11 protein-coding genes are annotated in these 11798 nt (G+C 62.2%); 4 read left to right on the top strand and 7 right to left on the bottom strand.

From position 1 onward, the window contains the following. The 6 genes from ENZ75_RS06975 to ENZ75_RS07000 form a co-directional block, all read right to left on the bottom strand. The coding region (locus ENZ75_RS06975; protein ID WP_127372547.1) for an ABC transporter permease subunit at positions 1 to 718 on the bottom strand (718 nt) is incomplete at its 3' end. A 4-nt stretch (positions 719 to 722) separates the two neighbouring features. Beyond that, complete coding sequence (locus tag ENZ75_RS06980) at positions 723 to 1697, bottom strand: ABC transporter permease subunit (RefSeq protein WP_063170075.1); 975 nt, start codon at positions 1695 to 1697, stop codon at positions 723 to 725. A 9-nt stretch (positions 1698 to 1706) separates the two neighbouring features. Beyond that, positions 1707 to 2846, bottom strand: a complete 1140-nt coding sequence (locus ENZ75_RS06985) for an ABC transporter ATP-binding protein (protein ID WP_063170074.1) — start codon at positions 2844 to 2846, stop codon at positions 1707 to 1709. A gap of 84 nt (positions 2847 to 2930) precedes the next feature. Further along, positions 2931 to 4028 carry a polyamine ABC transporter substrate-binding protein gene (locus ENZ75_RS06990; protein WP_013530248.1) on the bottom strand — a complete coding sequence of 366 codons (1098 nt, stop codon included), beginning with the start codon at positions 4026 to 4028 and terminating at the stop codon, positions 2931 to 2933. 340 nt (positions 4029 to 4368) lie between these two features. Then, the gene (locus ENZ75_RS06995) at positions 4369 to 5319 is read right to left on the bottom strand and encodes a DMT family transporter (RefSeq protein WP_063170073.1); all 951 of its coding nucleotides are present in this window, start codon (positions 5317 to 5319) and stop codon (positions 4369 to 4371) included. Between the two features lie 150 nt (positions 5320 to 5469). Continuing rightward, positions 5470 to 6912, bottom strand: a complete 1443-nt coding sequence (locus tag ENZ75_RS07000; RefSeq protein WP_013530246.1) for an XRE family transcriptional regulator — start codon at positions 6910 to 6912, stop codon at positions 5470 to 5472. A 228-nt stretch (positions 6913 to 7140) separates the two neighbouring features. Here ENZ75_RS07000 and aceA point away from each other — a divergent pair, with 228 nt between their 5' ends. The 3 genes from aceA to ENZ75_RS07015 all read left to right on the top strand — a co-directional run bounded on the left by aceA (position 7141) and on the right by ENZ75_RS07015 (position 9414). Then, a complete protein-coding gene (gene aceA / locus ENZ75_RS07005) occupies positions 7141 to 8430 on the top strand; it encodes an isocitrate lyase (RefSeq protein WP_063170072.1) in 1290 nt (429 codons plus the stop codon). A 58-nt stretch (positions 8431 to 8488) separates the two neighbouring features. Then, positions 8489 to 8731: a hypothetical protein gene (locus tag ENZ75_RS07010; protein ID WP_006202762.1), complete on the top strand. Its 243-nt coding sequence runs from the start codon at positions 8489 to 8491 to the stop codon at positions 8729 to 8731. Between the two features lie 278 nt (positions 8732 to 9009). Then, complete coding sequence (locus ENZ75_RS07015; protein WP_224621462.1) at positions 9010 to 9414, top strand: response regulator; 405 nt, start codon at positions 9010 to 9012, stop codon at positions 9412 to 9414. Positions 9415 to 9497: 83 nt separating this feature from the next. On the opposite strand, the gene ENZ75_RS07020 is transcribed toward ENZ75_RS07015, so the two are convergent. Next, the gene (locus ENZ75_RS07020; RefSeq protein WP_063170071.1) at positions 9498 to 10211 is read right to left on the bottom strand and encodes an HAD family hydrolase; all 714 of its coding nucleotides are present in this window, start codon (positions 10209 to 10211) and stop codon (positions 9498 to 9500) included. Between the two features lie 145 nt (positions 10212 to 10356). On the opposite strand from ENZ75_RS07020, the gene ENZ75_RS07025 reads away from it, so the two are divergent. Then, positions 10357 to 11793 (top strand): glutamine synthetase family protein, encoded by a 1437-nt coding sequence (locus tag ENZ75_RS07025; RefSeq protein WP_164887748.1) that lies wholly within the window; start codon positions 10357 to 10359, stop codon positions 11791 to 11793. Positions 11794 to 11798 lie beyond the last annotated feature (5 nt).

Below are 11798 nucleotides of genomic sequence, written 5' to 3' on the forward strand. Positions count from 1 at the left end.
GGATGGTGCAGGCGGCGTTGATTTCCGGCGTCACGCCGAGGCGAACCTGGCTGTAGATCTTCATCGGCAGCGTCGTCGCGCCCGGCCCCGAGGTGAAGCTGGCAATGACCAGATCGTCGAGCGAAAGGGTGAAAGCCAGCATCCAGCCGGAGACGATCGCCGGCATGATGACCGGCAATGTGATCTGGAAGAAGGTCTTCACCGGCGTGGCGCCAAGATCCATCGCGGCTTCCTCCAGCGAGCGGTCGAAAGTCATGAGCCGCGACTGCACGACCACGGCGACGAAGCACATGGTCAGCGTGATGTGGGCGAGCGTCACGGTGAGGAAGCCGCGGTCGAGCCCGACGGCGACGAAGAGCAGCAGCAGCGACAGGCCGGTGATGACTTCCGGCATGACCAGCGGCGCAAAGACCATGCCGGAAAACAGCACCCTGCCCTTGAAGCGCGTGTAGCGGGTCAAGGTGAGTGCCGCCAGCGTGCCCAGCACCGTCGCAACCGTGGCCGAGATCAGGCCAACACGCGCCGTCACCCAGGTCGCGTCCATGAGACCCTGGTTGTGGAACAGCGAGACGTACCATTTGGTCGAGAAACCGCCCCAGACCGTGACCAGTTTCGATTCGTTGAACGAGAAGACGATGAGCAGCACGATCGGCAGGTAGAGAAAGGCAAAGCCAAGCACGATCGAGGTGATGTTGAAGCGGCTCCAGGTGGCGTTCATGAGGTCACCTGTCCATTTCCTGAGCGCGCGCCTGAGCCCGCTGGAAGAGCATGATCGGCACGATCAGCAGCAACAGCAGGATGACGGCCACGGCCGACGATACCGGCCAGTCGCGATTGGCGAAGAACTCGTTCCACAACGTCTTGCCGATCATCAGCGTCTGCGATCCGCCGAGCAGATCGGGAATGACGAATTCGCCGACAGCCGGAATGAACACCAGCAGACAACCGGCGATGACGCCGGGCAGCGACAGCGGGAAGGTGATTTTCCAGAACGCACTGGTCGGCGGGCAACCGAGATCCTTGGCCGCCTCGATCAGCGAATAGTCCATCTTCTCGAGAGCGGAATAGAGCGGCAGCACCATGAACGGCAGGTAGGAATAGACGATGCCGATGAAGATCGCCGTATAGGTGTTGAGGATGATCAGCGGCTGGTGGATGATGCCGGTGGCGAGCAGCAGCTGATTGAGCAGCCCTTCGGGCTTGAGAATGCCGATCCAGGCGTAGACGCGGATCAGGAACGAGGTCCAGAACGGCAGGATGACCAGCATCAGCAAGGTCGGGCGGATCGTCGCCGGCGCGCGCGCCATGCCGTAGGCGATGGGGTAGCCGACGAGCAATGTCAGGACCGTCGAGACCGCGGCGATGATGACGCTGGTCACATAGGCGTTGAAGTAGAGCGCGTCCTGCGTCAGCCAGGTGTAGTTGTCGAGGCTGAGCTGTTTCAGCTGAGCCAGGAACCCTGAGATACCGCCGCTGAAATCGAGCGCCGGCGTATAGGGCGGAATGGCGATCGCCGTCTGCGACAGCGAGATCTTGAAGACGATGACGAACGGAATGAGGAAGAAGAACAGCAGCCAGACATACGGGATGATGATGACCAGTCGGCCAACGAAGGCAGCACCCAGCCTGGCAAGGATGGATCTGCCGGCATTGGATGCCGGAGAGGCTGATGCTGTGGTGACGGCGGCGCTCGACATGGTCGCCCCCTACCGCGTCAGCACGACGCCGGCGTCGGGCCGGAAGGAAACCCAGGCGCGGTCGTTCCAGCTCAACGGATCCTCGGTGATGCGGGCCGCGTTCATGGTGCTGGCGCGCACCACCTGGCCGTCGTCCAGCCTGACATGATAGACGGTCATGTCGCCGAGATAGGCGATGTCGTAGACCTCGCCCTCGATGGCGTTGACGGCCTCGGCCGGCTTCTTCGACGACACCTTGATCTTTTCGGGCCTGATGGCGAAGGTGACGGCCGTCCCGGCCCCGGCGGTGCCGGCATTGTCGGTGCGGATGGTGATGCCGTTGCCGGCGTCTATGCAGGCGCTGCCCGCCTCGCCACGCGCGATCTTGCCCTCGAACATATTCACGTTGCCGACGAAGCCAGCGACGAAACGCGATCCCGGCGCCTCGTAAACTTCGGCCGGCGTTGCCACCTGCATCACCTCGCCCTTGTCGATGATGGCGATGCGATCGGCCATGGTCATCGCCTCTTCCTGGTCGTGGGTGACGACGACGAAGGTCAGGCCGAGATTCTGCTGCAGGTCCATCAGTTCGAACTGCGTCTCTTCGCGCAGCTTCTTGTCCAACGCGCCGAGCGGCTCGTCGAGCAGCAGCACCTTCGGCCGCTTGGCGACCGAGCGGGCGAGCGCGACGCGCTGGCGCTGGCCGCCGGACAGTTGATGCGGCTTGCGCTTGGCGAACTGCTCGAGCTTGACCAGCTTCAGCATCTCGGCAACGCGCGATGCGATTTCGGGCTTCGGCATGCCGTCCTGCTTGAGGCCGAAGGCGATGTTGTTCTCGACCGTCATATGCGGGAACAGCGCATAGGACTGGAACATCATGTTGACCGGCCGCCGGTAGGGCGGGATGCCGCGCAGATCCTGGCCATCGAGCAGAATGCGGCCGGCTGTCGGCTCCTCGAAGCCGGCGAGCATCCTGAGCAGCGTCGACTTTCCACAACCGGAAGCACCGAGCAGCGCGAAGAACTCGCGCTCGAAGATGGTCAGAGACAGATTGTTGACGGCGGTGAAGTCACCGAACTTCTTGGTGACGTTGTCGAACTGGATGTACGGCTTGGCGTTCGGGTCGTTCCACGGTGCAAAATCCCTGCGGATGCTGCCAAGCGATTTCATGTCCCACTCCGTCCTGATTTTCTTGCTTCTTGCCCCAGGTAAAAACGGTCCCGGCAGGTGGCTGCCGGGACCGTGTCGGATTGCTTACTGGCCGGTGACGATCTTGGTCCAGGTGCGCGTGATGACGCGCTGGGTCTTGGGATCGTATGGCGAGACGGTGTAGAGCTTCTTTATGGTCTCGGCATCGGGATAAACCGAGGGATCCTCCAACAGTGCCTTGTCGACGAATTGCTGCGAAGCCTTGTTGCCGTTTGCGTAGAGCACGTAGTTCGACGACTTGGCGATAACTTCCGGCTTCATCATGTAGTTGATGAACTCGAGCGCCTCCGCGACATGCGGCGCGTCGGCAGGGATCGCCATCTGGTCGAACCACATCTGCGCACCCTCCTTCGGCACGGAATAGCCGATCTCGACGCCCTGCTTGGCCTCGACCGCGCGGTTGCGGGCCTGGAACACGTCACCCGACCAGCCGACGGCCAGGCAGATATCGCCGTTGGCGAGCGCGTTGATGTATTCGGAGGAATGGAACTTCCTGATATAAGGTCGGACCTTGAGCAAGGTCTCCTCGGCCTTGGCGATATCGTCGGGCGATGTGCTGTTCGGGTCGAGGCCGAGATATTTCAGTGCAGCCGGAATGATGTCGGCCGGCGAGTCCAGCACGTAGACGCCGCAGTCCTTCAGTTTGGCCAGGCTGTCGGGGTTGAAGAAGACATCCCAGCTGTCGATCTTGTCGGTGCCGAGTGCCGCCTGCACCTTCTTGATGTTGTAGCCGATGCCGACCGTGCCCCACATGTAGTTGACCGAGTATTCGTTGCCGGGGTCGTACTTGGCCGTGCGTTCCGAAACCGTATCCCACATGTTGGAAATGTTGGGCAGCTTCGACTTGTCGAGCTTCTGGAACACGCCGGCCTGGATCTGGCGCGCAAGGAAATTGCCGCTGGGCACGACGACGTCATAGCCGCTGCCGCCGGCAAGCAGCTTGGTCTCAAGGATTTCGTTGGAATCGAAGGTATCATAGACGACCTTGATGCCGGTTTCCTTGGTGAAATCGTCGATGATCGAACTGTCGATGTAGTCCGACCAGTTGAAGACGTTGACGACACGATCTTCGGCGTGACCGCCGACGGTGAAAAATGTCAGGAATGCCGACGTTGCCGAAAGCCAGAGCGCTTTGCGGATCATGCTATTCTCCTTTGATGAGTGTTCCTTCACCGGCTCGTCGCGACATCAGCGCGACCGGCATTTTCTTCAGACTATTGAGCTTTCCAAGGGGCGACAAGCGCGAACTGCCGAGACCATGCAGGCGGTTCGATGAGATGGTTGGATGCCCCTGAGGCGGCCTGGGAGGCGTGCCAATACCGTCAGAGGCTTTCGCCATGGCGCGGGCAGAGATACGACGATATGGTCCGGTCCCGATCGGACCGGCTGGGAGACTTGGCAAGATACGCCTGTCTTGTTGTTGCCGTATTCCCAGCCTGCCCGTGCCGCAGCGACGTTGTCAATGGCAAAGCTGCAGGCCGCTTCAATTAGGTGACGGCACCCCGGTGACCCCTGCGCGTTCGGGCCTTGCCTGGCGCTTGAATTCGAGCCCGATATGGACGAGCAGCGCCGTGACCACAACCGCGCCGCCGATGATGGTGCGCCCCGACGGCACCTCGGAATGAATGAGCCAGACCCATATCGGGCCGAGGATCGGCTCGAACGTGCCGAGCAGCGCCGCGATGGCCGCCGGGATCAGTCGCGCGCCGGTGGCGAAGAAGGCCAGGCCGAGGCCGAGATTGACCACGCCGAAGGCAAACAGAAAGCCCATGTCACTGACAGATACGGTGAGGGTCGATGCCTGCGAGACGGCAAAGCCGGCCGCGAGCATGGTGCCGAGGCACGTCGCCGGCGTCATGCGCACGCCGGAGAACCGCCGGGTGATGACGGTGGCGACTGAAAACATGACCGCGATCAACAGCGCCAGCCCATCGCCTATGGGCGAGACGGCGCCATCGAGCGATTCCGACACCATGATGGCGACGCCGGTGATGACGGCGGCGATTGCCACCCAGGTCGCGACACCAACCCTTTCGCGAAACAATGCCCAAGCAAACAGCGCCGCCAGCAACGGCACGCCTGCCTGCATCAAAAGGATGTTAGCGACGGTGGTGTAGGCGAGCGCCACGACGAAGGCGGTCGATGCCGTGGCAAAGCAGATCCCGACGGCAAGGCCGGGCAACCCCATGTCACGGAACAGCTTCAGCATGCCACGCCAGCCGTCACGCCAAACCATGAAGCAGACCAGGAAGGCGGCTGCCCACACGGATCGCCAGAAAATGACCGTCCAGCTGTCACCGACAGTGATGAAGCGGGCGATGGCGCCGCCGAAACTCCACATCAGCGCCGACAGGAAGACCAAAAGCATGCCGACGCGCTCCTCGCGCGGCGAGACGGCTGGCGATGCGACGATCGGCGATGCGGTATCGATCATGGCTGCCACTGTCGGGCTCTTGTGGACGGGACGATGCGCAAGGGACGACAAAAAGATGCTCTGTTGGCGTAACGCAAAGGCGCAGGCCGGAACTGAGCCAGCGGCCGCCGACAATTGTGGCACCTTCCTCCATTTCAGAAGAACACGGCGTCACTGAAAATCGAAAGCACTCAGGCCCGTCACCATCTCGTCGAGGCCGAGCGGGCGCGTCACCGGCGGTTCTGCCCGCGCCAGGCAGCCGACGCGTTCGCAAAGCCGGCAAGCAGGCCCGACCGGCGTCGCCGCGACGGTGCCGGCCTTTGCGGTGATTGCCGCACCGGGCAATGCCGCGCCATAGACGATATCGTCACGAAAGCCGATGTCGCAACCGAGCAGCAGCGCGGTGCGGCGCGGGCGTTCCGAGAATGCGCCTTGCGGCCCTTCCAGCGTGCGGGCGATGCACAGGAACTCGGCGCCGTCGGGCATTTCCACTGCCTCGACGAAGACCTGGCCGGGCTGGGTGAAGGCGACATGCACGGGCAGCTTGGGACAGCCGCCGCCAAAGCGGCTTTGAGGAAAGCCCTGGCTGCCGGCCTTGCGGAAGCGGTTGCCGGCATTGTCGACCTCCAGCATGAAAAACGGCACGCCCGAGGCACCCTGCCGCTGCAGCATGGTCAGCCGGTTGGCCGCCTGTTCGAAGGAGACCCCGAAGCGCGAACGCAGGACATCGATGTCATAGCGGGCGCGCACGGCAGCCGCGTGAAAGGCCTGATAGGGCATCATCAGCGCATGCGCCGCATAACGGCCAAGTTCGAAGCGGGCCAGGCGGCGCGCCTCGTCGGTGCTCAGCTTGAGCGCCTGGATCTCGCCGGCGACCGCGACCGTCATGCGGATCAGGCAGGCCTCCATCGCGACTTCGCGCAACTGGTCGAACGGCGACAGGCGTTCGGACAGGAACAGGCGCTGCGAATGACGATCGTAACGGCGGCGCCAGTTCGGCATGGTCGCGACCGGCAGCACCTTGACCACGATGCCATATTCGCGCTTCAGCCAGGCCTTCAGCGCGCCGAACAGATCATCGCCGGGATCGAGCACCGAGGTGAACGCCGCGGCCTCCTCCTCGAGGGCAGCAAAATGGTTCGGCCGGCGCTCGAAAATCTCGTGCACCTCGTCGATCGGCAGGCGGGCGCCGGAGAGCGCCGTCGCCCGACCCTCGCGTGCCAGCAATTCGTTGAGGTCGGACAGGCGCTCGGCCTGCTCGCGATAGGCGCGGAACAGCTTTATCACGGCCGCGGACGCATTGGGCGCCGCCTCGGCAAGCTCGATCAGTTCCTGATCACCCGGCAACTCGCCGACCAGCAGGGGATCGGTGAACACTTCCTTCAAGGCAGCGACAGATCCCCTCGCCTCGCCCTGCAGCTCGTGTGGATCGACCTTGTAGACGGAGGCCAGCCTGAGGATCAGCTGCACCGTCAGCGGCCGCTGGTTGCGCTCGATCAGATTGAGGTAGGACGGCGAAATGCCGAGACCCTCGGCCATCGCCGTCTGGGTCAGGCCCTTGGCGTTGCGAATGCGGCGGATGCGCGGCCCGGCGAAGATCTTCTGGTCAGCCATGGACTGTCCTTTACAGCAATTTACACGAATTCCTGGGCACGGGCCTTTTACAATAATGACAAATTTACAACGCACTTCTGTCAAACGCAACACAGGTTTTCTCTTATATCCTCTCAGTTTACCTGATTTTTGTGGCTGATTTCGCGCAGAAATGTAAATCCAGTCATACCCAACTACCCCCAAATGATTGACGCCTTGACACAGATCAGCAATTCCTCGGAGTGACCAATGACTGATTTTTACAACCTCGTCCCATCGGCGCCGGAAGGTCGCTTCGACGGTATCGAACGACCCTACTCGGCGGCGGATGTGAAGCGTCTGCGCGGTTCGGTGCAGATCCGCCAGAGCCTTGCCGAAATGGGCGCCAATCGGCTGTGGAAGCTCATCCACGAGGAGGACTTCGTCAACGCGCTCGGCGCCATGTCCGGCAATCAGGCGATGCAGCAGGTGCGCGCCGGGCTGAAGGCGATCTACCTGTCGGGCTGGCAGGTTGCCGCCGACGCCAACACGGCTGGCGCGATGTATCCGGATCAGTCGCTCTACCCGGCCAATGCGGCGCCTGAACTGGTCAAGCGCATCAACCGGACGCTGCAGCGCGCCGACCAGATCGAGACCTCCGAAGGCAATGGGCTTTCGGTCGAAACCTGGTTCGCGCCGATCGTTGCCGACGCCGAAGCTGGCTTCGGCGGGCCGCTCAACGCCTTCGAAATCATGAAGGCCTTCATCGAGGCGGGCGCCGCCGGCGTCCACTATGAGGACCAGTTGGCGTCGGAAAAGAAATGCGGCCATCTCGGCGGCAAGGTGCTGATCCCGACTGCGGCGCACATCCGCAACCTCAACGCCGCGCGCCTGGCGGCGGACGTGATGGGCACGCCGACCCTGGTCGTCGCGCGCACCGATGCGGAAGCCGCCAAGCTGCTCACCTCCGACATCGACGAGCGCGACCAGCCTTTCGTCGACCACGACGCCGGGCGCACGGTTGAGGGTTTCTATCATGTCAGGAACGGCATCGAGCCCTGCATTGCCCGCGCCATCGCCTATGCGCCGTACGCGGATCTGATCTGGTGCGAGACCTCGAAACCCGACCTGGCGCAGGCCAGGAAATTCGCCGAGGGCGTGCGCAAGCACCATCCCGACAAGCTGCTCGCCTACAATTGCTCGCCGTCGTTCAACTGGAAGAAGAACCTCGACGACGCGACGATTGCCAAGTTCCAGAAGGAGCTCGGCGCCATGGGCTACAAGTTCCAGTTCATCACGCTCGCCGGCTTCCACCAGCTCAACTACGGCATGTTCGAACTGGCGCGCGGCTACAAGGCGCGGCAGATGGCGGCCTATTCCGAGTTGCAGGAAGCGGAGTTCGCGGCCGAGGCCGATGGCTACACCGCGACCAAGCATCAGCGCGAGGTCGGCACCGGCTATTTCGACGCCGTGTCGATGGCGATCACCGGCGGCCAGTCGTCGACCACCGCCATGCATGAATCGACGGAGCACGCGCAGTTCAAACCGGCCGCCGAATAGCGAACAGAAAAACTCAGAGGAAACGCCCGACAGGGCTTGGGACACAAGGAGAAAACCAATGGCATCGATAAGCCGCGTCAAGGAACGCGCCGAGGAACAGTCGACAACGATGAGCGTCGACCAGCAGGCGACGATCCGCATGCTGGCCAACGACCTGCACCGCCTCAACCAGTCGGTTATGAAGGCGGTCGAGGCGGGCGTCTCGGTGGAACTCGTGCGCTCGGCACGACATCACGGCGGCGACGGCAACTGGGGCGATCTGCTGATCCCGGTGATCGTCACGCAGCAGAGCCACGGCTGACTGAAATTCATGCAACCGACCCTTCACCTGCGCAGCCCCTGCGCAGGTGAATTTTCTTTTTATGAAATGCACGTGTGGACAGTCGAGTACAGTAGCGTTGCTTGAAATTCACTGTCCCGGCGATGATTTCGGGCACTTTTATTTCAACTTGACATAGGCTGCGATCTCACGCCAATTGCGCTCCGGATTCAACTCTGCATTGAAATAGGGGCGAGCTTCTTGGCTGACTTGTGTGCCCGGTGAATCGCGAAGGCGAGACTCCAAGACATCCGAATCTGGTGACCCGCGGCTCAACCACCGAGGCGATCCGTGATCCGTCGCAGGTGCTTGTCGTCGGCAGGTCGCCAATCAATCGCGTGGTGATTTCAAAGATCGTCGAGCGATCCGGGCTCAAGCCGATTTCGGAATCTCCCGACACGGCGGCAAGGATCTTGCGGTCGCTCATTCCCGGCGCGGTTGTCCTTGACGGCGGCGCCGACAACAAGGACTGCGACAATCTGATGTCCAGCATCGACGCGTTGCGCCGCGCCTCGGGCAAATCGCTGCCACCGGTAATCCTGCTGTCAACCAAGAATGGCACCACGGAAAGCCTGGGCCTGTCTGGTGTCATCGACGTGGTGATCGCCAAGCCGATCACGCCCGAACGGTTGCAACCGGTGATCGATCGCCTGATCGGCCGCTGAGGCAATTGCGGGAAAGTGTATAGCGGTTTTTCCGTCCGGAATCGAAACCAGGTAAGGCCGGGCGACCACGGATCGCCCGGCGATCAGGGATCGATGATGCTTTCGATCAGTCCGGGCAGTTGTCCGAGATCGGATATCTGGCGGAACCTCGATTCGGTTACCGGCGCTTCGACATGCTCCAGCACCCAGGTCAGTTCATGCGGCACATGAACACCCCAGCCGCCGGCCTCGATGGCCGGCACCACATCCGACTTCAGCGAGTTGCCGACCATCATGCTTTTCGCCGGACCATCGCCGTGGCGGTTGAAGAGCCTGCTATAGGTGGCAGCATTCTTGTCGCTGACGATCTCGACCGCGTCGAACAGATCGCCAAGGCCTGAGCCAGCCAGCTTGCGCTCCTGGTCGAAGAGGTCGCCCTTGGTGATCAGCACGAGGCGGAATGCGCCGGCAAGCTTTTCGACCGTCTCGCGGGCGTGCGGCAAGGCCTCGATCGGATGGCTCAGCATCTCGCGGCCGGCATCGAGAATCTCCGCTATGACCGAGCCCGGCACGCGGCCTTGCGTGACCTCGATCGCCGTCTCGATCATCGACAGGGTAAATCCCTTGATGCCGAAGCCATAGACAGCGAGGTTGCGCCTTTCGGCCTCCAGCAATCGTGCCGAGATGTGCTCCGCTTCGCCATGGTCGACGAGCATGGCGGCAAAGCGCTTTTCCGTCAGCCGGAAGAACTGCTCGTTCTGCCACAACGTGTCGTCGGCGTCGAAGCCGATCGTCGTCAGTTTGTCATTGCGCCGCATTGAACGCCTCGATTGGAATTGGGACGGCCGAAACTAAGCCGATTGGCGTGATTTTCAACCGCACCGGGCAATGCCCGACGCGGCTCCCCTTCCCTTCCATAGGAGGGCACGGCTATACTCCACAATCCGCAACCCAATCTGGTGAATGATGCCGCCTGCAAAAAAGGAAGTCCGTCCGTCGAGCCGCGGAGGACGCGCCCGCACGCCTGCCTTCGTGAAAAACCAACGAGGCGTCAAGAACTGGAAGGAAGTCAGCGCCTGGCTGGAATGGCGCGGCATCGAGGACATCGAGTGCATCACGCCCGATCAGGCAGGCGTCGCGCGTGGCAAGATGATGCCATCGAAGAAATTCACCTCCAACACCTCGCTGGCGCTGCCGTCGGCAGTCTTCATGACGACGATATCCGGCGGCTACCCCGAGGATGGCAACGGCTTCCATTACCCGGAAGACGACGGCGACCTCAAACTGATGCCCGACCTGTCGACGCTGACGGTGGTGCCCTGGGAAGAAGACCCGACGGCAGCGGTCATCTGCGACCTCGTCCACCAGGACGGACGCTCGGTCGAGTTCACGCCGCGCAACGTGTTGAAGCGTGTGGTGGCCGCCTATGACAAGCTCGGCCTGAAGCCTGTGGTGGCGCCCGAGATCGAGTTCTACCTGGTGCGCAAGAATCCCGACCCGGACTATCCGCTGACCCCGCCGGTTGGCCGGTCGGGACGCGCGATCGGCGGCGGCGCCGGCGATCGAATAGCCGGCGTCAACGAATTCGACGAACTGATCGACGACATCTACCATTTCTCCGAAAGCCAGGGCCTGGAGATCGATACGCTGATCCACGAGGAAGGTGCCGGCCAGTTGGAGATCAATCTGCGCCATGGCGACCCGATCGAACTGGCCGACCAGGTGTTCATGTTCAAGCGCACCATTCGCGAGGCGGCGCTGAAGCACGAGATCTACGCCACCTTCATGGCCAAGCCGATCCAGGGGCAACCCGGCTCCGCCATGCACATCCATCAGTCGATCATCGACAAGAAGACCGGACAGAACATCTTTTCGGCCGCTGACGGCTCGGAAACCGACGATTTTTTCCACTTTATCGGCGGCATGCAGAAGCATGTGCCGAACGCGCTGGTGATGTTCGCGCCCTATGTCAATTCCTACCGCCGGCTGACACAGGCGGCGTCGGCGCCGGTCAACAACAAATGGGGCTATGACAACCGCACCACGGCGTTTCGCGTGCCACGCTCGGATCCGGCGGCACGGCGCGTCGAAAACCGCATCCCGTCCTCCGATGCCAATCCCTATCTGGCGCTGGCGGCATCGCTTGCCTGCGGGCTGATCGGCATCACCAACAAGATCAAGGCCGAGCCCCCGGTCCTGACAACGGCCAATGCCGACGAGATCGACCTGCCGCGCGGCCTGCTTGAAGCCGTCGACCTGTTCGAGGGCGACGAGGAACTCTGCGCTCATCTGGGCAAGTCGTTCGCCGCGACCTATGCGGCGATCAAGCGCGCGGAATTCGAGACCTTCATGGAAGTGATCAGTCCGTGGGAGCGGGAGTATTTGTTGCTGAATGTGTAGGGGAG

It is taken from the genome of Mesorhizobium sp. M7A.F.Ca.CA.002.04.1.1 (assembly GCF_004022805.1).
Lineage (GTDB): Bacteria > Pseudomonadota > Alphaproteobacteria > Rhizobiales > Rhizobiaceae > Mesorhizobium > Mesorhizobium ciceri.

Coding starts and splice junctions, on each gene's coding strand:
- ENZ75_RS06980 (WP_063170075.1), bottom strand. CDS start 1,697: ATGTCGAGCGCCGCCGTCACCACAGCATCAGCCTCTCCGGCATCCAAT.
- ENZ75_RS06985 (WP_063170074.1), bottom strand. CDS start 2,846: ATGAAATCGCTTGGCAGCATCCGCAGGGATTTTGCACCGTGGAACGAC.
- ENZ75_RS06990 (WP_013530248.1), bottom strand. CDS start 4,028: ATGATCCGCAAAGCGCTCTGGCTTTCGGCAACGTCGGCATTCCTGACA.
- ENZ75_RS06995 (WP_063170073.1), bottom strand. CDS start 5,319: ATGATCGATACCGCATCGCCGATCGTCGCATCGCCAGCCGTCTCGCCG.
- ENZ75_RS07000 (WP_013530246.1), bottom strand. CDS start 6,912: ATGGCTGACCAGAAGATCTTCGCCGGGCCGCGCATCCGCCGCATTCGC.
- aceA (WP_063170072.1), top strand. CDS start 7,141: ATGACTGATTTTTACAACCTCGTCCCATCGGCGCCGGAAGGTCGCTTC.
- ENZ75_RS07010 (WP_006202762.1), top strand. CDS start 8,489: ATGGCATCGATAAGCCGCGTCAAGGAACGCGCCGAGGAACAGTCGACA.
- ENZ75_RS07020 (WP_063170071.1), bottom strand. CDS start 10,211: ATGCGGCGCAATGACAAACTGACGACGATCGGCTTCGACGCCGACGAC.
- ENZ75_RS07025 (WP_164887748.1), top strand. CDS start 10,357: ATGATGCCGCCTGCAAAAAAGGAAGTCCGTCCGTCGAGCCGCGGAGGA.